The sequence below is a fragment of the Actinopolymorpha sp. B17G11 genome, from assembly GCF_040196095.1.
Lineage (GTDB): Bacteria > Actinomycetota > Actinomycetes > Propionibacteriales > Actinopolymorphaceae > Thermasporomyces.
In genome coordinates this window covers 50,891-68,690 of record NZ_JBEFTW010000012.1, presented here as the reverse complement: position 1 = coordinate 68,690, position 17,800 = coordinate 50,891, and the positions used below count along the sequence as shown (strand labels likewise).

18 protein-coding genes are annotated in these 17,800 nt (G+C 67.4%); 8 read left to right on the top strand and 10 right to left on the bottom strand.

The window, feature by feature from the left end:
* The first annotated feature begins 117 nt into the window (after positions 1 to 117).
* The 5 genes from ABN028_RS14840 to ABN028_RS14820 all read left to right on the top strand — a co-directional run bounded on the left by ABN028_RS14840 (position 118) and on the right by ABN028_RS14820 (position 4,893).
* The gene (locus ABN028_RS14840; RefSeq protein WP_349331060.1) at positions 118 to 945 is read left to right on the top strand and encodes a carbohydrate ABC transporter permease; all 828 of its coding nucleotides are present in this window, start codon (positions 118 to 120) and stop codon (positions 943 to 945) included.
* Entirely contained in the window at positions 942 to 1,838 is an 897-nt protein-coding gene (locus ABN028_RS14835; protein WP_349331061.1) for a carbohydrate ABC transporter permease, read from the top strand. Before ABN028_RS14840 ends, ABN028_RS14835 begins: the two co-directional genes overlap by 4 nt.
* A 49-nt stretch (positions 1,839 to 1,887) precedes the next feature.
* Positions 1,888 to 2,889 (top strand): sugar phosphate isomerase/epimerase family protein, encoded by a 1,002-nt coding sequence (locus tag ABN028_RS14830; protein WP_349696982.1) that lies wholly within the window; start codon positions 1,888 to 1,890, stop codon positions 2,887 to 2,889.
* Positions 2,890 to 2,953: 64 nt separating this feature from the next.
* Positions 2,954 to 3,907, top strand: coding sequence for a transketolase (locus ABN028_RS14825; protein ID WP_349696981.1), 954 nt, complete (start codon positions 2,954 to 2,956; stop codon positions 3,905 to 3,907).
* Entirely contained in the window at positions 3,904 to 4,893 is a 990-nt protein-coding gene (locus ABN028_RS14820; protein WP_349696980.1) for a transketolase family protein, read from the top strand. The genes ABN028_RS14825 and ABN028_RS14820 overlap by 4 nt, the downstream gene beginning before the upstream one ends.
* A 138-nt stretch (positions 4,894 to 5,031) precedes the next feature.
* Here ABN028_RS14820 and ABN028_RS35360 read toward each other — a convergent pair whose 3' ends face one another.
* The 7 genes from ABN028_RS35360 to ABN028_RS14790 form a co-directional block, all read right to left on the bottom strand.
* Entirely contained in the window at positions 5,032 to 5,199 is a 168-nt protein-coding gene (locus ABN028_RS35360) for an RCC1-like domain-containing protein (RefSeq protein WP_502879182.1), read from the bottom strand.
* A 231-nt stretch (positions 5,200 to 5,430) separates the two neighbouring features.
* Positions 5,431 to 6,411, bottom strand: a complete 981-nt coding sequence (locus tag ABN028_RS14815) for a quinone oxidoreductase family protein (protein WP_349696979.1) — start codon at positions 6,409 to 6,411, stop codon at positions 5,431 to 5,433.
* Positions 6,412 to 6,419: 8 nt separating this feature from the next.
* Complete coding sequence (locus tag ABN028_RS14810; RefSeq protein WP_349696978.1) at positions 6,420 to 6,779, bottom strand: hypothetical protein; 360 nt, start codon at positions 6,777 to 6,779, stop codon at positions 6,420 to 6,422.
* Positions 6,780 to 6,864: 85 nt separating this feature from the next.
* Entirely contained in the window at positions 6,865 to 7,728 is an 864-nt protein-coding gene (locus ABN028_RS14805) for a DODA-type extradiol aromatic ring-opening family dioxygenase (RefSeq protein WP_349696977.1), read from the bottom strand.
* A gap of 10 nt (positions 7,729 to 7,738) precedes the next feature.
* Positions 7,739 to 8,572 carry a citryl-CoA lyase gene (locus tag ABN028_RS14800; protein WP_349696976.1) on the bottom strand — a complete coding sequence of 278 codons (834 nt, stop codon included), beginning with the start codon at positions 8,570 to 8,572 and terminating at the stop codon, positions 7,739 to 7,741.
* Positions 8,573 to 8,624: 52 nt separating this feature from the next.
* Positions 8,625 to 9,818, bottom strand: coding sequence for a CaiB/BaiF CoA transferase family protein (locus ABN028_RS14795; RefSeq protein ID WP_349696975.1), 1,194 nt, complete (start codon positions 9,816 to 9,818; stop codon positions 8,625 to 8,627).
* A gap of 191 nt (positions 9,819 to 10,009) precedes the next feature.
* Positions 10,010 to 10,822, bottom strand: a complete 813-nt coding sequence (locus tag ABN028_RS14790; RefSeq protein WP_349331070.1) for an IclR family transcriptional regulator domain-containing protein — start codon at positions 10,820 to 10,822, stop codon at positions 10,010 to 10,012.
* Positions 10,823 to 11,112: 290 nt separating this feature from the next.
* On the opposite strand from ABN028_RS14790, the gene ABN028_RS14785 reads away from it, so the two are divergent.
* Positions 11,113 to 12,381 carry an MFS transporter gene (locus ABN028_RS14785; protein WP_349331071.1) on the top strand — a complete coding sequence of 423 codons (1,269 nt, stop codon included), beginning with the start codon at positions 11,113 to 11,115 and terminating at the stop codon, positions 12,379 to 12,381.
* Between the two features lie 73 nt (positions 12,382 to 12,454).
* Positions 12,455 to 13,921 (top strand): amidohydrolase family protein, encoded by a 1,467-nt coding sequence (locus ABN028_RS14780; RefSeq protein WP_349696974.1) that lies wholly within the window; start codon positions 12,455 to 12,457, stop codon positions 13,919 to 13,921.
* A 57-nt stretch (positions 13,922 to 13,978) separates the two neighbouring features.
* Here ABN028_RS14780 and ABN028_RS14775 read toward each other — a convergent pair whose 3' ends face one another.
* The gene (locus ABN028_RS14775) at positions 13,979 to 15,016 is read right to left on the bottom strand and encodes a uroporphyrinogen decarboxylase family protein (RefSeq protein ID WP_349696973.1); all 1,038 of its coding nucleotides are present in this window, start codon (positions 15,014 to 15,016) and stop codon (positions 13,979 to 13,981) included.
* 169 nt (positions 15,017 to 15,185) lie between these two features.
* Between ABN028_RS14775 and ABN028_RS14770 the strand changes: the two genes are divergently transcribed.
* Positions 15,186 to 16,523: a serine hydrolase domain-containing protein gene (locus ABN028_RS14770; RefSeq protein WP_349696972.1), complete on the top strand. Its 1,338-nt coding sequence runs from the start codon at positions 15,186 to 15,188 to the stop codon at positions 16,521 to 16,523.
* A gap of 77 nt (positions 16,524 to 16,600) precedes the next feature.
* On the opposite strand, the gene ABN028_RS14765 is transcribed toward ABN028_RS14770, so the two are convergent.
* Positions 16,601 to 17,047, bottom strand: a complete 447-nt coding sequence (locus ABN028_RS14765; RefSeq protein ID WP_349696971.1) for a DinB family protein — start codon at positions 17,045 to 17,047, stop codon at positions 16,601 to 16,603.
* Positions 17,048 to 17,143: 96 nt separating this feature from the next.
* The gene (locus ABN028_RS14760; RefSeq protein WP_349696970.1) at positions 17,144 to 17,647 is read right to left on the bottom strand and encodes a hypothetical protein; all 504 of its coding nucleotides are present in this window, start codon (positions 17,645 to 17,647) and stop codon (positions 17,144 to 17,146) included.
* Positions 17,648 to 17,800 lie beyond the last annotated feature (153 nt).

Here is a 17,800-nt window from a genome sequence, read left to right as displayed (position 1 = left end):
CACCTCATGGCGACGCTCACAGCCGATCGTGCCGCCGCCGCAGGGCGGCCGCGACGACAACGATCGAAGGGAAGCGGGGGAGGCTGGTGGCATGCGTGGCTGTTCGCTGTTCCGGCCTTGGCGGTCTACGTCGTCTTCCTGGTCTATCCGTCCCTGTCCTCGTTGTGGTTCAGCTTCACCGACTGGGACGGTTTGAGTCCGACGTACAACATCATCGGGTTCGACAACTACACGCGCCTGCTCGACGACCCGGTGGTGCTCACCGCCGCTACGAACAACCTGCTCTGGTCCGTGGTGACGATCACTTTCCCGGTCGGGCTCGGCCTGGCGCTGGCCCTGGCGCTGAACGGCAAAGTGCATGGCAAGCCGGTCTTGCGGCTGATCTTCTACACACCGGGCGTGCTGCCTCTGGTGTCGATCGCCTCGATCTGGGGCTGGTTGTACAACCCGCAGTACGGCGCGATCAACTCGACCCTCCGCCTGATCGGACTGGACGGACTGGCCCAGCCCTGGCTCGGCCAGGACTCCACGGCGCTGTGGGCGGTGATGGTCCCGGCAATCTGGCTGCGGACCGGGTTCCCGATGCTGCTCTATCTCGCAGCCCTGCAAGGGATTCCGGATGAGCTCTACGAGGCTGCCACCGTCGACGGCGCCAGCCGCCTGCGACAGTTCTGGCACATCACCATGCCGAGCCTGCGGCCGGCGCACTACATCGTGCTGGCGTTGTCCTTGATCGACTCGTTCAAGGTCTTCGACATGATCTATGCGATGACGTACGGCGGTCCTGGAACGTCGACGCAGGTCATGGGCACGTGGATGTACGCCAACGTCTTCCAGTACTACCAGGCGGGTTACGGCACGGCCATCGCCGTCGTGATCACCCTGGTGGCGATCGCGGTAGGCATTCCGTATGTACGGTCACAGACCAGGGAGCACACCTCATGACCTCCCTCGCGCCGGTGCACTCCCCACCTTCGGTCGCGGTGACCGGGGAAGAGCGATCGACCCGCCCACCTGGAGGCAAGGGTGGCATCGTCCTCACGACCGTGCTGGCCGTCGTCGCGATCTTCTGGATCTCACCGCTGGCGCTCCTGGTTGTCACCGCCGTCCGGCCGCTGGCGGACTTCATCGGCAACGGACCGCTGTCCTGGCCGTCGGAGTTCACCTGGACGAACTTCTCCGACGCCTGGGACATCGGCAACTTCGCGACCACCTACCGCAACAGCGCACTCATCACGATGGTCAAGGTGCCCCTCGGTGTGCTGATTTCCGCAATGCTCGGCTTCGCACTCGCCAAGCTGCAGATGAAGTTCCGGCGGACAGTGATGTTCTCGGTCTTTCTCGGTCTCACCATCCCGATCTACATCACGATCGTGCCGGTGTTCATCATGATGAAAACCGCCGGTGCGACGGACAGCATCGCCGGCCTGATCGGGCCGTACCTCGCATTCGGCATCCCGTTCGAGGTGTTGGTTCTGCAGTCGTTCTTCCGTCAGGTTCCGGACGAGATCATCGAGGCGGCCAAGGTCGACGGCGCCGGCAACTGGCGGATCTTCTTCACCGTCATGCTGCCGCTGTCCGCACCGGCCCTGATAACCGTGGCGATCCTGGACGCGGTGGCGACCTGGAACGAGTTCCTGTTCGCCCTGATCCTGCTCAACTCCGACGCCCACAAGACGATCCCGGTGGGACTGCTCAACTTCCAGGGCCAGTTCGCCAACAACACCACCGGCCTCGCCGCGGGGATTCTCATCGCCGTGGTTCCGATTCTGATCGCGTACACGCTGTTGCAACGCTGGATCGTCGGCGGACTGACCGCTGGGGCGACCAAGGGATGACGACCACAGCCGACGGACGACCAACCACCTCCGAGGGGGAGTGAGCACGATGACAGATCTGCCGGTCTTCGGTGCGGGCATCTGGCACTTCGCGACCTACAAGGACCGCTATGCCACCGACGGCTACGGTCCACCGGTCGGCCTGTTGGAACAGATCGATCGCGCGGGTGCCGTGGGAGACCTGTCGGTCGTCGACCTCAACTGGCCGTTCGCCGGCTTCGACGGGACGTTGGACGACGTGAAGGCTGCGCTGTCGAGGAACGGGCTCGAGGCGATTGCCATCACCCCGGAGATCTACACCCGGGACTTCGTCAAGGGTTCGTTCACTCACCCCGACCCGGCGGTTCGCAAGCGGGCGCTCGACCTGATGCACCACGCGACCGACGTGGCCAAGGATCTCGGCTGCTCCTACGTCAAGCTGTGGCCCGGCCAGGATGGCTGGGACTACCCCTTCCAGGTGAACTACCACGACATCTGGCAACTCGCGCTCGACGGCCTACGGGAGCTCTGCGCAGCTCATCCGGAGATCAACTTCGTGATCGAGTACAAGCCGCGTGAACCGCGAGTCAAGATCATCTTTCCCAATGTCGCGCGAACGCTCCTCGGCATCGAGAAGATCGGGCTGCCGAACCTCGGCATCCTCCTCGACTTCGGACACTCGTTGTACGGCCTGGAAACCCCGGCCGACGCGGCGCAGCTGGCGATCGACTACGGCAGGCTGTTCGCGATCGACGTCAACGACAACCTGCGCGGCTGGGACGACGACATGGTGGTCGGATCCGTCCATCTGGTGGAGACCTTCGAGTTCTTCCACACCCTGCGCAAGAACAACTGGCAGGGCGTCTGGCAGCTGGACCAGTTCCCGTTCCGGGAAGACTGCGTGGAGGCCGCCAGGCAGGCCATCCGTTTCCTGAAGGCGGTGCACCGCGCGCTCGACACCCTCGACGACTCGGCGCTCGCGGCGGCGCAGGCCGACCACGATGCGCTGGCTGCTCAAAGGCTCGTCCAGCGGGCGCTGCTCACCTCGATGGCCGGCACGGAGGACACATGACCGAACGCAGTGAGGTCATTCATGAGCACAGCACCTTGGTCGTGAGACCGACGAAGGAGGTCTCATGACCAAGGCCCTTCCGAGGATCGATCCCGCGTCGGGAGGCGGTCTTTCCACCGCGCACACGACCATGCCGGTGCTCCGCCGGCTGGAAGCCCATGCCAGCAGGCCAGCGAAGGTGGCCCACATCGCCGAGGCGGCCCGACAGATCCGGATCCAGGACCTCAAGCTGGTGTACCACGCTGGCGCCGGCCACATCGGTGGGGACTTCTCCGCGATCGACATCCTGGCGACGCTGTACGGTGCGGTACTCGCCATCACCCCCGCGACGGTCGACGATCCGGAGCGGGACCGGTTCGTGCTGAGCAAGGGACACGTCGCCGGCGCGCTGTACACCACGCTGGCAGCCTTCGGCTTCCTGCCGGTCACCGATCTGGCCACTTTCCTGAAGCCACTGTCGGCCCTCAACGGCCATCCCAACCGGGCGAAGGTGCCGGGCGTGGAGGCCAACACGGGACCACTCGGCCACGGCCTGCCGATCGCTGTCGGCCACGCACTGTCAGCCAAGCTCGACGTGTCTCTACGTCGTACGTACGTGCTTGTCGGCGACGGCGAACTGCAGGAGGGCAGCAACTGGGAAGCGATGATGGCGGCGTCGCAGTACCAGCTCGACCGCCTGACCGTGATCGTCGACCGCAACCGGCTCCAGCAGGGCGCGACGACCAAGGAGACCAACGACCTTGATCCGCTGCGGGACAAGGCGACGGCGTTTGGTTTCGCCGTGGTGGAGGTCAATGGTCATGACCATGGCGAGCTGCTCGAGGTGTTGTCCGCCGTGCCGTTCCGACCAGGGAAGCCGACGTTCGTGATCGCCCACACCCACAAGGGCCACCCGATCTCGTTCATGAGCAACAACGTCGCGTGGCACCACAAAGTGCCAGACGACGCGGAGTTCCAGCAGGCGTTGACCGAGATCGAGGCCGTAGGGAACGCCCGGATCGGCAGGGAGCTGGGATGACTGAATCCATCGTCGGCGGTGGTGACGAGCTACCTCACCTGTCGGTCGCCGACGGACCACGCTACGACTGCCGTGACGCGTATGTCGCCACTCTCTCCGAGCTCGCTCATGACGACCACCGGATCGTCGGCGTGGTGAACGACTCGATCGGCTCGAGCAAGCTGAACAGCTTCCGGAAGGCGTTCCCGGACCGGCTGATCAACGTCGGGATCGCCGAGCAGGACATGGTCGGTATCGCGGCCGGCCTGGCCAACGGAGGGCGGATCCCCTTCGTCTCGGCGGCTTCCTGCTTCCTGACCGCGCGGGCCCTGGAACAGATCAAGGCCGATGTGGCCTACTCCGACCACAACGTCAAGCTCTGCGGCATGAGCCCGGGTGTGGCGTACGGCGAGCTCGGGCCCACGCACCATTCGATCGAGGACATCGCATGGCTGCGGGCCATCGCCAACATGACGATCATCGTCCCGGCGGATCCGATCGAAACCGCGGCCGCGCTGCGTTGGGCGGCCGGGATCGAGGGGCCAGTCTTCGTCCGGGTCAGTCGGATGCGGGTCCCGCAGGTGAACGCCGATGACTACGAGTTCGTCCCCGGCAGGGCGTTCACGATGCGGAGCGGCGACGACGTGACGTTGATCGCCAACGGCACCGTGCTCTGGCGTGCCTTGGTCGCCGCCGAGCGCCTCGCCGCCGACGGCATCTCGGCTCGGGTGCTGTCGATGCCGACCGTCAAACCGCTCGACGTCGAGGCTGTGATCGCCGCGGCCGCGCAGACCGCCGGGATCGTGACGGTCGAGGAGTCGTCGACGGCCGGTGGGTTGGGTGGGGCGGTGGCAGAGACAGTCGTCGCGCATCATCCGACCCGGGTAACCATCCTCGGCATACCGGAGTTCGCTCCGACCGGCTCCGCGGGCTATCTCCTCGACCGCTACGGGATGTCGCCTGAGGGCATCGCCGAGTCCGCTCGGCGGCTGCTCGAGCACCGGTGAGGCCAGATCCGGGCGTTCGGCGGGAACAGCGGAACGGAACGCGCACTCAGGACCTCACGTCGAGGTGAAGCCCGGGGGCTTGGACTGGGCCGGTGCTGTGCTGTCGGCTACGCCGGATCGCGGTGCCGGCCCACACGGTCAGGGCCAACGCCACCAGGCTGGCGCCAACGATCGTTCCCGTTCCGACGACTGCACGTGGACATCGGAGGACGCTACGGTCGAGCCGGTGCCCAGCTGTCCCTCACTGTTGGCTCCCCATGCCAGGACTTCGCCCGGCCCTTGCGCCACCGCGGGCGAGGCGCCCATCGTCAACGACAGCGCTGTCGCCAACGCGAGAACCAGACCAGCAAGGCAGAATCCGCCGAGCTTGTGCCGTCGCGGCACCTGGTTGACAAAAGAACGCCCCCGCCCGCACCGCATACGCACGACATCCCCCGCGTTCCCACGAACGTTGTTCCTACGTCTCTTATGCTCGGGTGCGAACCCTCGCATGCCTCGGCCGGCGGGTCGCCCTGCGTGGTTGGTTCGTCGTGCGGATCAGGTCAGATCGACCACGATGCGTCGTTCGGCCAGGCCCTGGGCCTGCCGCTGCCATGCATGGGGAAGCTGGTCGAGTGGAACGATCTCGTGGGAAACCGTCAGACGGCCGGCGGCGGCGTGTTGGAGCAGGGTCGACAGCGCATCGCCCCTCTGTTCGGTGTCGATCTCGTTGTTGGTGTAACCAAGGATCTTGGCCGAACGGCTCCGCACGATGGCAGACGCGAAGGTCGCGTTCTGCCCTGCTGAGCTTCCCAGGTTGACGAATCTCGCGCCGGAAGCAAGGAGCAGCAGGGCCGCCGATGCCGGTACGCCGCAGAGCGGGTCGATGACGACGTCCACGTCGCCGTCGCAGGCCGCCGCGAGCTTTGCGGCGAGTTCGTCCACCTCGTCGTCGTCGCGGAGGGGGACCACTGCGTCGGCGCCACACGAAGCCGCGCGGTCCTGCGCGCCGGTGGAACGGCTGGCAGCCACGACCCGGCGCGCCCCGCACAGCTGGGCGGCCTGGATCGCGACCTGGCCGACGACGCTGCCACCGCCGAGCACGAGGACCTGCTCGCCTGGCTGTAGGCCGCCCTTCCAGGTCAGAGCCATCCACGCGGCGACCGCCGAAAGGCCCAGCGCCGCGACCATCGTGTCCTCGACCTGGCCGGGCAGGGCCACGAGCTCGGACTCGGGCACAGTCACCTGCTCGGCCATGCTGCCGTCGCCCGGCTGCATTCCCGCGGTCGTGGGGAACCAGACCCGCGTGCCGCCCGGTAGGGAGCTGGCCGCCGCGACGACGCCCACCCCCTGCACGCCAGGAACGTACGGAAGAGCGGGAGCCCCGAAGTAGGACGTGCCGGTAGCGCAGAGGATGTCGAGTGGCGTGATCGGGGCGGCCGTTGTCGTGACCAGGGCATGGCCGTCGAGGCCGGCGGGCGAGGGCCGGTCGACAAGGGCGGGGGCGGCGCCATGGCGCTCGATGACTGCTGCACGCATAGGGCTTCTCAGGTGGAGTAGTCGGGATAGGGGAGGGTGAAGTGCGCGAGCCGTCGTGCGTACTCCTGCTGGAACCCCAGCGGCTCGTGATCGCGTTCGAACATCGCGATGAACAGCGTGAGCGTGAGGAAGGGGTGCGCGCCGAGTTCGAACAGCTTCGGGTAGTCGTGCGTGGCAAGTGCCTCGCGCTCCACGGGCGCGAACTCCAGCCACGTGGTGGCCTCGGCATGTACGCAACCCAGGATGCTGCCCGCGCGCTCGGTCTCCCACCACTGAACGGTGCCCCGCGGGTCCGCGCGGTAGCGCTCGACCAGCTGGGGGTCACGGTCCACGGTGTAGAGGAACTTGTCAACGAGGTACTTGCTCATGCTGGTCTCCTTTCGCATGACCGCTGCGGTGCCTCACTCCGGCACACCTCGTTCCTCGGCGTACCTGCGTGGGGGCTCCTCGCGCTCATGCTGGTGCTCCGTTCGGATACCAGGTGAAGTACGCCTCCATGGTGTGGAAGAGGTCGAGGCTGTCCACGTGGTCGGCCTTGGCGTTCTCTCCGGCGACCCCCATCATCAGCATGAAGTCCATGAAGCCGTGGGTGGCGTTGCCCGGTGCGTGGAGGCTGTCCAGGCTCACCTCCGCCAGGCACTCCTGCAGGTTGCCGCTGCCGATCCAGTCCACGGCCTTGCGGTCGAACGCGGGATCGGGGCCGTGCTCGCCGAACTGGCGCGGCCCACCGAGCTCGAGAGAGAGGTGACCGGTACCGATGATCGCGACCCGCTGGTCCGACGGCCAGGACTCGACCATCTCCCGGATCGCCTGCCCGAGCTGGACGAACCGTCGCGGTTGGGGGAGCGGCGGCGCGAAGATGTTGGTGTAGACGGGCACGATCGGAAGGTCGGCCTCCGGTCGCAGCGTGATGATCGGGCACGTGATGCTGTGGTCGATGCGCAGCTCGTTGCTGAACGCGAGATCGAAGCCCGCGTCCAGGCCGGACCGCAGAAGGTAGGCCGACAGGTTCTCGTGCCCGGTGAGCAGCATCCTGGGAAGGCCGAACTCGCGTTCCTCGTTGTAGAAGTTCGCGTCGTAGAACGGCGCCTTGCCGATCAGGAACTGCGGCATGTTGTCCAGCCACAGCTGGTGGAAGTGGTCACTTCCCACCATCACCAGAACGTCGGGCCGCGCACCCGTGAGGGTCTCGCGGAAGCGCTCGATCTTCGCCACCCACTCGTCGGCGAACGGCGGACGGTCGGCGCCGGTGGACGTACTCGCCCGGTAGTAGAACGGATGGTGCGTAGAGGCGATGACCGCGACGACGGTGGCCATGGGGACTCCTTCAGCTGGACGTGTTGCTGAGTGGGTCGACATAGGTCGCGTTCCGGTCCACCGAGAGGTAGACGTCCCGCCCGATCGGGCGCCGCACCTCCTCGGCCAGCTGGCCGAGGAGCCCGGCGGCACGCGCCAGGAGGGCGAAGCCGCGCAGCAGCTCGAGCGGGAGGCCGAGGTCTGCCAGGGCGGCGCCACACACGCCGGCGCCGTTGAGCGGCAGCGTGCGGCCCAGGACACGAGGATGCACCCTGCCGATAGCCTCGAACAGCCGGAGGTGCGGTCCCTTCAACCCCTCCTGCGCGGCGATGGCGAGCAGGCGCGGAGTACGCGGGTCCTGATGCTTGTGGACCGGGTGGCCCAACCCCGGAACGAGGCGGCCGGACTCCCGTGCGTGCTGGATCGCCGACAGCGCGACCGCGTCCCACGCCGCGTCGTCGTCGAGGCGTTCCGGGCATTTGTCGCGATGCTGTTCCAGGACGCCGGCCAGGAACTGGCCGCAGTCCTCGGTCACGCCGAGGAACCGCGAGCCACCGCCGAGCAGGCCGGCGGCGATCGCCCCTTGCAAGGAGTCCGGGGCGGACAGGTAGGTGAGGCGCGCGGCGATCGCGGTCGGGGTGAAGCCATGATCGGCGAGCGCGACCAGCACGGCCTCGAAGACCCGCACCTGAGCCGGGGTGGGACGTTGTTGGGTGACCAGCCAGAAGGCAAGTTCGCCGAAGCCGACGTGGCCCATCAGGTCGGCGGCGAGATCCTTGCCCAGCAACGAGATCGAGTCCGCGTCCGACATGCCGAGCGAGGTCGGGTACGTCGGTGCTTGTGGTGGCGAGGATTCGTTACTCACTCCGTTATCTCCTCTTCTTCGGTCTGCCGGGCAGCTCGGTGCCGGTCTCGTCTCAGTTGTCGTGTCCGTGTTCGTGCTGGGGGCGAGGAGCGGAGAGCCAGGCGCGTAGCTCTGCGCCGTGCTCGTCCAGGCCGGGCGGCGGCAGGTCGTAGCGGGTGGGGCTCTCGGAGAAGGTGATCGGGTTACGGACCGACGGTGTATCGCCCTCGCCCACCCGCACAACCGGGTCGAGGCCAAGCTGTTCGGCGAACGCCACGCCCTCCTCGACGGTGTTGATCGGCCCGCAGGCCACGCCCGCGGCGAGCAGGTCGCGGAACCACTCCATCCGCCCCCTCGTCCGGAGGCGCTCGACCAGCAACGGGCGAAGCTCCTCGCGGTTGGCGGTGCGGTCCTGGTTGGTGCGGAACCTGGCGTCGTCGGCGAGCTCCGGCACGCCGAGAACCTTGCAGAGATTGGCGAACTGCCGGTTGTTGCCGGCGGTGATGATCAGCTCGCCGTCCGCCGTGGGCAGCGGTTCGTACGGGAAGAGGCTCGGATGGGCGTTACCCATCCGGTGCGGTACGACGTCGCCGGCAACGTAGGCGCTGGTCTGGTTCACCATCCCGGAGAGCGCGGTCGACAGGAGGTTGACCTCGACGTGCTGGCCGGTGCCCGTTCGGTTGCGGTGCTGCAATGCGGCGAGGACACCGATCGTGGTCTGCATCCCCGACATCACGTCGAACACCGAGATGCCGGAGCGGTACGGCGGGCCTTCGGGGTCACCGGTCAGGCTCATCAGCCCCGAGATGGCCTGCACGATGAGGTCGTAGCCGGGCAGCGCGGCGCCGCCGCCGGAACCGAACCCGGTGATCGAGGCGTAGATGACGCCTGGGTTGGCGGATGCCACGCTGTCGTAGTCCAGCCCGAACTTGGCGAGGCTTCCGGGCCGGAAGTTCTCGAGCACGATGTCGGCGCGGGCCGCGAGTTCCTGGGCGAGCGCGCGGTCGTCCGGGTCGGCGAAGTCCAGCGCGATCGACCTTTTGTTGCGGTTGATGCCGAGGTAGTAGGTCGCCACGTCACCCCGCAGCGGAGGGGACCACGTCCGGGTGTCGTCGCCTGCCGGACCTTCCACCTTGACGACCTCGGCCCCCATGTCGGCCATCAGCATGCTCGCGTACGGGCCTGCCAGGATCCTGGAGAAGTCGGCCACCAGCAGGCCCGCGAGCGGACCCTTCCGCGCCGCCTCCACCGGGGTGTCTTCCGTCATTATCCCCCTCGTCCGCTGTTCGGACAACCGTCCGATAGCTTGCCAGAATCCGTCGGCGAGGGCCACGGTGTCAAGGTCGGGAGGCGGGTTCGCCCGGTCAGCTGGCGCGGCTAGGCAGCCTCGGTCAGGCGGCCTCGGTCAGGCGGCCTCGGTCAGGCGGCCGGGCCGGACGGCCGGGCCGGACGGCACCGTCAGGAGACGCTGGGTTCGACGACGGTGCGCGGCAGGGCGTCGTACCTCGCGAAGTCGGCGCTCGCGGCGCTTGCCGCCTGCAGGAGCAGCGGAAGGTATTCCTCGGTGAGCGTCTCCACCGAGGTCTCGGCCGCGTGCACGGTCACGTTCATCGCGGCGACGACCCGGCCGGCGCCGTCGCGTACGGGCGCCGCGATCGAGCGGATCCCGGAGGCGAGTTGCTCGTCGGTGAGTGCCCACCCGCGCGCGCGAACCTCCCGCAGCGCCGCGTCGAGCTCGGTCCGGTCCGGCTGCCACCTCGCGGTGACGCCCGAGCGGCTCGGCTGGGCGAGCACGTGGTCGAGCTCGTCGGCGTCGAGTCCGGCGAGCAGGACCTTGCCGAGGGACGTCGGCGGTGCCGGGAACCGGGTGCCGATCTGCACCGCCAGCGTGATGATCTTGGGTACGGCCACCCGCGCGACGTACACGATGTCGGAGCCGTCGAGCTGGGCGATGGAGCTCGACTCGTGGGTACGGGCGACGAGCCGTTCCATGTGCGGACGAGCCACGTCCCACAGCCCCATGCCCTGGACGTAGGTCAGACCGAGCTCGAGCACGCGCGGGGTGAGGGTGAACCCGCCGCCGACTGCCCGCACGTACCCCAGGGACTCCAGCGTACGAAGGATTCTGCGGGCCGTGGGACGCGCCAACTGGGTCGCCGCCGCCATCTCGCTGAGGGTCATCACGGGCCGGTGGGCGTCGAACGCCCGGACGACGTCGAAGCCGCGGGCTATCGACTCGATGAAGTCGGGGTCGCTGTCGCGACGGGGCATCGACCACTCCTGAAGCTTGCGGCGTGTTCGTAGGGCGAATGCCTCAACTCTCTGCGTTCAGGTGCTTGGCCAGAGCCGCAGGCGTAGACAGTCAACCACGTTGGCCGCTGTGCGGACAAAGCGCCACTCCCGCGGGCACGAGCGGCCAGCGCGGTGGCCGGACCGGCGCGGACCCGTCCGTTCGGGCCGAGGATCCCTTGACAACGTGTGGGAGCGGCCATACTTTGCTGCCTTACGGACGAGTGTCCGTAGAACGGACAGGTGGACGCGACACCCTCGAGGAGCGCCCGATGGCGAGCATCCCGAACGAACGCGTAGAGACCGGGACGACCACGTCAGGAAACGTCGAGATCTCACCGGCGGTCGTCGCCGTCGGGTTCGGTGTGCTGTGTCTGTCGTACATGCTCAACGCGATGGACCGGCAGATCTTCTACCCGCTGCTTCCCGACATCAGCAGCGAGTTCGGGTTCAGCCTGGAGCAGGGCGGTTCGCTGGCGACGGGCTTCACCCTGGGTCTCGCCATCGCCGGGCTGGTCGGTGGCTTCCTGACCGACCGGCTGTCGCGGCGGAACATTCTCGTGATCGCCGTCCTCATGTACTCGGTCGGCACGCTGGGCGTTCCGCTCGCCGCAGGATTCGTGGACATGAGCGCGTACCGCCTGCTCTCCGGCATCGGAGAAGGGATGCATGCCGCGGCCGTGTACGCCGTCCTCGGGGCGTTCTTCTTCCACCGCCGTGCGGTGGCCGCCGGGGTCGTCGGTGTCGCGTTCGGACTCGGCGTCTTCCTCGGGCCACTCATCGGGACCCAGATCGTGGCCTCCTGGGGAGACTGGCGGGGACCGTTCTACGTCTTCGCGGGTGTCGGTCTGGTCATGTCCGTCCTCATCGTCACTGTCGTGTCGAAGCGGCTGACCGAGGCGGTTACGGGCAAGGCGGCAGGCTCCCCGCAGGCGTTCGACCACGTGCCCGCGAGCCCGTTCAACCGCAACACACTCGGGCTGGGAGTCGCCTGTGTGGTCTCCGGCGTGGTGTTCTACGGCTTCCTCGGCCTGTATCCCACCTTCCTCCAGGAGCAGCACGGCTTCACACCCGGGCAGGCCGCGTTTGCCCTGTCCATGGCGGGCTTCGGGGCGATGATGGCCCTGCCGGCCGGTTGGCTGGGCGACCGTTACGACCAGCGCAAACTGCTCGCTCTCGGCTTCGTCGGCGCCTCTGCTTGCACGTTCCTCGCCTACCAGGTGGCGACGACGCCGGCGGCTCACTACGTACTCGCTTTCCTCATCGGCACCTTTGCCAGCGGCTTCCTGTTCACCAACTGCACGACCGCCATGCAGCGGGCGGTCCGGCCCGAACACGTCGGACGCGGCGCCGGCCTCTTCATGCTCACCTACTACGTGGGCGCGGCCTTCTCTGGTTTGTTGTTCGCCCGCCTTGTCGGCGAGTTCGGATGGAACGGTGCGGGCCTGTGGCAGCTGACGGTGCTGCCGATCGTCGGGGTCGCGGCGGTGGCACTGGTGAAGACATCCAGGATGCTGGTCCCTCACCGCGCCGGCAGGTAGGTCACCCATCGGCCCGTACGGACGACTCTCCCCACAAACCAGCGCAGGTGGGCGTCTGGACGAAGGAGCGCTCATGGAAACCAGCAATGCGCCTGACGCGACATTCGGGGCGGGCCGGCCGGTGGTGCTCCGCCACGGGACGGTTCTGACCATGGACGACGGAAAGTCGGTGCTCACCGACGCCGACGTTCTGGTCGTCGGCGAACGCATCGAGGCCGTAGGACGACAGCTCGACGTGCCCGAGGGGACCGTGGAGATCGATGCCACGGGCGGGATCATCATGCCGGGGATGGTGGACACGCACCGGCACATGTGGCAGACGGCGATGCGCGGGTACGGCGCCGACTGGACGCTGACGCAGTACTTCGTCTGGAACTACCTCGAACACGGCAAGAAGTTCCGGCCCGAGGACATCCACGCCGGCAACCTGGCATCGGCCATCGAGTCGATCGATGCCGGCGTCACCACCACGGTGGACTGGTCACACGGGCTGCAGACCATCGACCACGCCGAGGCCGCGGTCGAAGCCCTCCAGGCCGTACCCGGTCGGTTCGTCCTCGCCTACGGCAACATCCACGCAGGGCCTTGGGAATGGTCCACCCAACCCGAGTTCCGTGCCTTCGTCGACCGGCGCTTCACCGGCGACGACATGCTGGGCTTCCAGCTGGCCTTCGACGTGACCGGGGACCCGGCGTTTCCCGAGCGTCCCGCGTTCGAGGTGGCGCGCGAGCTCGGCGCACCGGTGACGACGCATGCCGGTGTCTGGGGCGCCACCAACAACGACAGCATCCAGCTGATGTACGACCACGGGTTCATGACTCCGCAGACCGTGTACGTACACGCGGCGACGCTGAGCGCCGATTCGTACCACCGGATCGCCGCCACCGGCGGGACGGTCTCGGTGTCCACCGAAAGCGAGCAGAGCTGTGGCCAGGGCTACCCGCCCACGTGGATCCTCCGGTCCCACGACATCCCGGTCGCGTTGTCCGTGGACACCAGCGTGTGGTGGAGCGCGGACCTGTTCTCGGCGATGCGGTCGACACTTGGCGCCGACCGGGCCCGCGAGCACCTGGAGGCGCATGCCAAGGGAGAAACGATCACGCACTGCCATCTGCGTGCCGACCAGGCAGTGGAGTGGGCCACCCGCGGTGGTGCGAGGGCGCTAGGTCTCGACGAGAAGATCGGCAGCCTCGAAGTCGGAAAGAAGGCCGATGTCGTGCTGCTCAAGAACGACGACTCGCCGGTCATGTTCCCGATCCTCAATCCCTACGGGCACGTCGTCTTCCAGGCCCAGCGGGCCGACGTCCACACCGTCATCGTCGACGGCCGAGTCGTCAAGCACAATCACCGGCTGGTCGGCGTCGACCTGGCCCCGGCACGCCGCGCGATCGAGGCGACCGTCGAGTACCTGCAGGGCGCACTGGGTGCCGAGGCCTGGCAGCAGGGCATGAATCCGGACATCCCACAGACGAAGGTGCTGGACAACCCGTACACGTACACCGACTACCGCAGCGCGGCCACACACCAGGCGAGCGGTTAGCTATCGCAGATGAGGCCGGAAATGCTGTGAGCGATGCGGTTTCTCAGCCCTCATCCCTCACCCCTTGGCTTCGGCGCGCAGCATACGCGCGGCCGCTGCCATGGCGCGGAGCTTGCCCTCTGCGGAACGGCGCGGGAGGTACTTCATGCCACAGTCGGTCGCCACGACAATGCGTTCGGGTTCGACGAACGGCAGGGCCCTCCTGACCCTCGCGGCCACGGTCTCGGCCGACTCGACGGTGTGGTCGGAGAGGTCGATCACGCCCAGGATGATGGTCTTGTCGGGCAGGTGCTTGAGCACGGACGTGTCGAGGTTGGACTGTGCGGTTTCGATGGAGACCTGGTCGCAGGAACAGCCGGCGAGCTCGGGAAGGAAGGAGTAGCCGGAGGGCCGGTCGTGGATGATCGCGGCATAGCCGAAGCAGATGTGCACGGCGGTCGTCCCCGGAGCGTTCTCCAGCGCTCGGTTCAACGCCTGCAGGCCGAACTCCCGTGCGCTCTCTGGACGCGCCTGCATGTAGGGCTCGTCGAGCTGCACGATGTCGGCACCGGCGGCGAAGAGGTCGTGTACCTCGGCGTTGACAGCCTCGGCGTAGGCCATCGCGAGCGCCTCCGGACGTCCATAGTGGTCGTCCTGCGCCTGCTGCGACATCGTGAACGGGCCGGGCACTGTCACCTTGATGACGCGGTCGGTGTTGGCGCGCAGGAATCGGACGTCGTCGGCCTGGACGGTCCGCGGCCGCCGGATGGGTCCGACCACCCGAGGCACCGGGTTCGGGTGACCGCTGCGGTCGAGTGCCTCGCCGGGGTGGTCGATGTCGACACCCTCCAGAGCCGTGGCGAAGTGGTTGGAGTAGCTCTCCCGGCGCATCTCGCCGTCGGTCAGGATGTCGAGGCCGGAGCGTTCCTGCGCCCGGATGGCGAGCAGAGTGGCGTCGTCCTGCGCCTCGGCCAGATGATCCGCCTCCGGTCGCCACAGCTCACGGGCGCGGACCCGAGGTGGAAATCGGCCGGCCAGCTTGGCGCGGTCGATGAGCCACTCCGGCTGCGCGTAGCTGCCGACCAGCGAGGTGGGGAACAGGGGAAGCATCTGCATGGGCCCGACTCTTGCGGACATCCTCTCTCCAGGCAACCCTCCGCTGATCCGAACAGACCGATCGAACAGAGCGATAAGGAATAGGTTCTCGAGGCGGCCCCTTGCAGACTGCACCTGTGAATCTCCTTCCGCGTTCGGCTCCTTCCGATCAGCTGATCGACCCGTCCGGTTGATTGCGTTCCTCGATCGGGTCTGCGAGCAGGGCATCGAGCTGCACTCGATCATGGTTGTTCGGCACGGTCACGTGGTGGCGGAGGGGTGGTGGGATCCGTTTACCGCCGACCGGCCGCACCTGCTCTATTCGATGTCGAAGTCCTTCACCTCGATCGCGGTGGGGCTTGCCGTGGCAGACGGGCTGGTCGGGCTCAACGATCGTGTGGTCGATCTCCTCCCAGACCATGTACCGGACGACGTGGCTCCACAGGTGTCAGAACTGACCGTTCACCATCTGTTGTTGATGACCACCGGACATACCGAGGACGTACTCGAAGACGCGTGGGCGCTCGAGCCGCTGGATCTGGTACGAGGTTTTCTGCGGATACCGCCGGCGAGACCAGCGGGGACGGTCCATGCGTACAACAACCCCACCACCTACGTGCTGGCCCGGATCGTCGAACACGTCACGGGCCGGCCGCTGCCGGAGATGTTGGACGAACGTCTGTTCCGCCCGATGGGTATCGGGCCGGGCGAGTGGGACCGGGACATCACCGGCCACGCCTTCGGCTTCCACGGCTTGCATCTCACGACCGAGGCGGCCGCGGCATTCGGCGAGTTACTGCTGCGCCGTGGTCAGTGGAACGGCCACCAGGTCGTGCCTCGGGGCTGGCTGGATCTCGCCACCCGGCGTCACATTCCCACGCTGCAGTTCGAGGACGGCACGCGAGCGCCCGACTGGCTTCAGGGTTACGGCTACCAGTTCTGGATGTCCCGTCACGGCTACCGAGCCGACGGCGCGATGGGGCAGTTCTGTCTCGTCGTCCCCGAAGCCGATGTCGTCGTGGCGATGACAGCGGCGACCACGAGCATGCAATCCCCGCTCGACGCCGTGTGGGAATGTCTCCTACCAGCGTTGGACCAGCCCGGGCAGGTCGACGCCGACGCCGAAGTTCGCAGTCGCCTCTCGGCTCTTGCGCTTCCCCGGATCGCCGGCGAGCACCGCCCCGACCGCGCCGTCGAGGCAGTCGTGGACCACCTCGACCAGGCACCGCCCCTCGCACGGGGAACACGAGTCGAGGCAACACCAGACGCTCACGGCTGGAGGGTCCGCATCGGTGACGGCGCCACAGCATTTCAGTTCCAGGTAGGCCACGACACGTGGCGGGAAAGCACGCCGCTTCGCCGCCCAGTTGTCGCTGCCGGCGCATGGCAGGGCGAGGTGTTGATCGTCGACCTCTACGTCATCACCAGCCCGAGCCGGGTACGCCTCACCATCGCGGGAACCAGCGCATCAGCCGAATGGAACATGCCGCCACTCGTAGGGCCGGAGCTACGCCACCAGCTCCTGTGACAGCACCATGGGGCGTTGTTGAACGCACGGCCGCCGTCCCCAGCACCACCTTCGGAAGCGCGGCGCGGACCTCAGCGTCACCGCCCGGTCTGGCCGTCGATCTGTTCGCGGATGATGTCGGCATGCCCGGCGTGCCGGGCCGTTTCCTGGATGACCGAGACCAACACCCACCGCAGGTCGTGGGTCTTGCGGTTGCGGGTCACCGGCGCGTCCAGGTCGCCGATCGCTTCGACGATCCGGTTGCTGGTCTCGCAGGCAGCCTTGTAGCCGGCCCGCAGGGTCCGCAAGGAAACCGAGGGATCGACCTGCATCGACCGGATCCCGCTCGCCGTGCCACCGGCGACGACCTCCTCGAACCACAGGGACTCGACGTAGGTGAGGTGCTGCAACAGCCCGGCGAGGTTCGTCCCGGAATCCACCGTGCTGCGCCGAGCGTCAGCTTCGCTGAGCCCGGCAAGCTTCTTCAGGACGCCAGCCCGCAGACCATCGAGAGCGGCGCGGAGTTGCCGCATTTCCGAGGTCACGCCGGCAGCGTAGCAACGAGCGCCACTGCGGCGGACCCGACGGGCGCATCGCGTCGGGCTCGAGCCGCCGACGCATCGACGCACTTCCTGGTCAGGTCAGCGCAGCCATCGGACCTCGTTGAGGTCCGCGGTGAACGGAACGGTGCGCCAGGCGGCTCGGTTGTCTGGGTCGTGGTCGGGAAGCCAGATGAGTACTCGAACATTCCCGACGTGGCGTTCGACGGGGTTTGCGCCGAAACCGCAGGGACCGTGGCCAATGCTGTCGGCCTCGACGCACATCCGAACGGTTGCGACCTGGCGGTCCTCTCGTGCCTCTGCGGTCGGGAAGAAGGCGACGCTCCGAGCGTCGACCCTGCCGTTGAGGTCTGTGGAGTGCTCCCAGAAGTCAGGCGGCTCGTAGCCGGGCGGCAGCTCGACGGGAAGGGCGATCGGAATCCCTCCTGGTGGTCCGATCATCTCGCGAACGGTGGCGCGGTCTGTGATGTCGGGCGCCCGGACCGTCAGGTGATCGGCTACGAACAGGACAGGTAAGGCCAGGATGGCTGCCGTGCCGAGCAGGAGCGACCACCCAGATGGGATCGGCCGCCGCGTGGGGTTCATTTCCGCGGCATGGCAGACCAGGAAGTACGTGGAGATGCGGGCACGTCGGTCGACGAGGACATTCGCTCTGGCCCTACGGGCATTGACGGTCTCGCTCGGGCGGCCGTGGTGGGCGGTGTTGCTGAACCTTTCCGCTGTATGCGTGTATCGGCG

Coding starts and splice junctions, on each gene's coding strand:
- ABN028_RS14835 (WP_349331061.1), top strand. CDS start 942: ATGACCTCCCTCGCGCCGGTGCACTCCCCACCTTCGGTCGCGGTGACC.
- ABN028_RS14830 (WP_349696982.1), top strand. CDS start 1,888: ATGACAGATCTGCCGGTCTTCGGTGCGGGCATCTGGCACTTCGCGACC.
- ABN028_RS14825 (WP_349696981.1), top strand. CDS start 2,954: ATGACCAAGGCCCTTCCGAGGATCGATCCCGCGTCGGGAGGCGGTCTT.
- ABN028_RS14820 (WP_349696980.1), top strand. CDS start 3,904: ATGACTGAATCCATCGTCGGCGGTGGTGACGAGCTACCTCACCTGTCG.
- ABN028_RS35360 (WP_502879182.1), bottom strand. CDS start 5,199: ATGGGCGCCTCGCCCGCGGTGGCGCAAGGGCCGGGCGAAGTCCTGGCA.
- ABN028_RS14815 (WP_349696979.1), bottom strand. CDS start 6,411: ATGCGTGCAGCAGTCATCGAGCGCCATGGCGCCGCCCCCGCCCTTGTC.
- ABN028_RS14810 (WP_349696978.1), bottom strand. CDS start 6,779: ATGAGCAAGTACCTCGTTGACAAGTTCCTCTACACCGTGGACCGTGAC.
- ABN028_RS14805 (WP_349696977.1), bottom strand. CDS start 7,728: ATGGCCACCGTCGTCGCGGTCATCGCCTCTACGCACCATCCGTTCTAC.
- ABN028_RS14795 (WP_349696975.1), bottom strand. CDS start 9,818: ATGACGGAAGACACCCCGGTGGAGGCGGCGCGGAAGGGTCCGCTCGCG.
- ABN028_RS14790 (WP_349331070.1), bottom strand. CDS start 10,822: ATGCCCCGTCGCGACAGCGACCCCGACTTCATCGAGTCGATAGCCCGC.
- ABN028_RS14785 (WP_349331071.1), top strand. CDS start 11,113: ATGGCGAGCATCCCGAACGAACGCGTAGAGACCGGGACGACCACGTCA.
- ABN028_RS14780 (WP_349696974.1), top strand. CDS start 12,455: ATGGAAACCAGCAATGCGCCTGACGCGACATTCGGGGCGGGCCGGCCG.
- ABN028_RS14775 (WP_349696973.1), bottom strand. CDS start 15,016: ATGCAGATGCTTCCCCTGTTCCCCACCTCGCTGGTCGGCAGCTACGCG.
- ABN028_RS14760 (WP_349696970.1), bottom strand. CDS start 17,647: ATGAACCCCACGCGGCGGCCGATCCCATCTGGGTGGTCGCTCCTGCTC.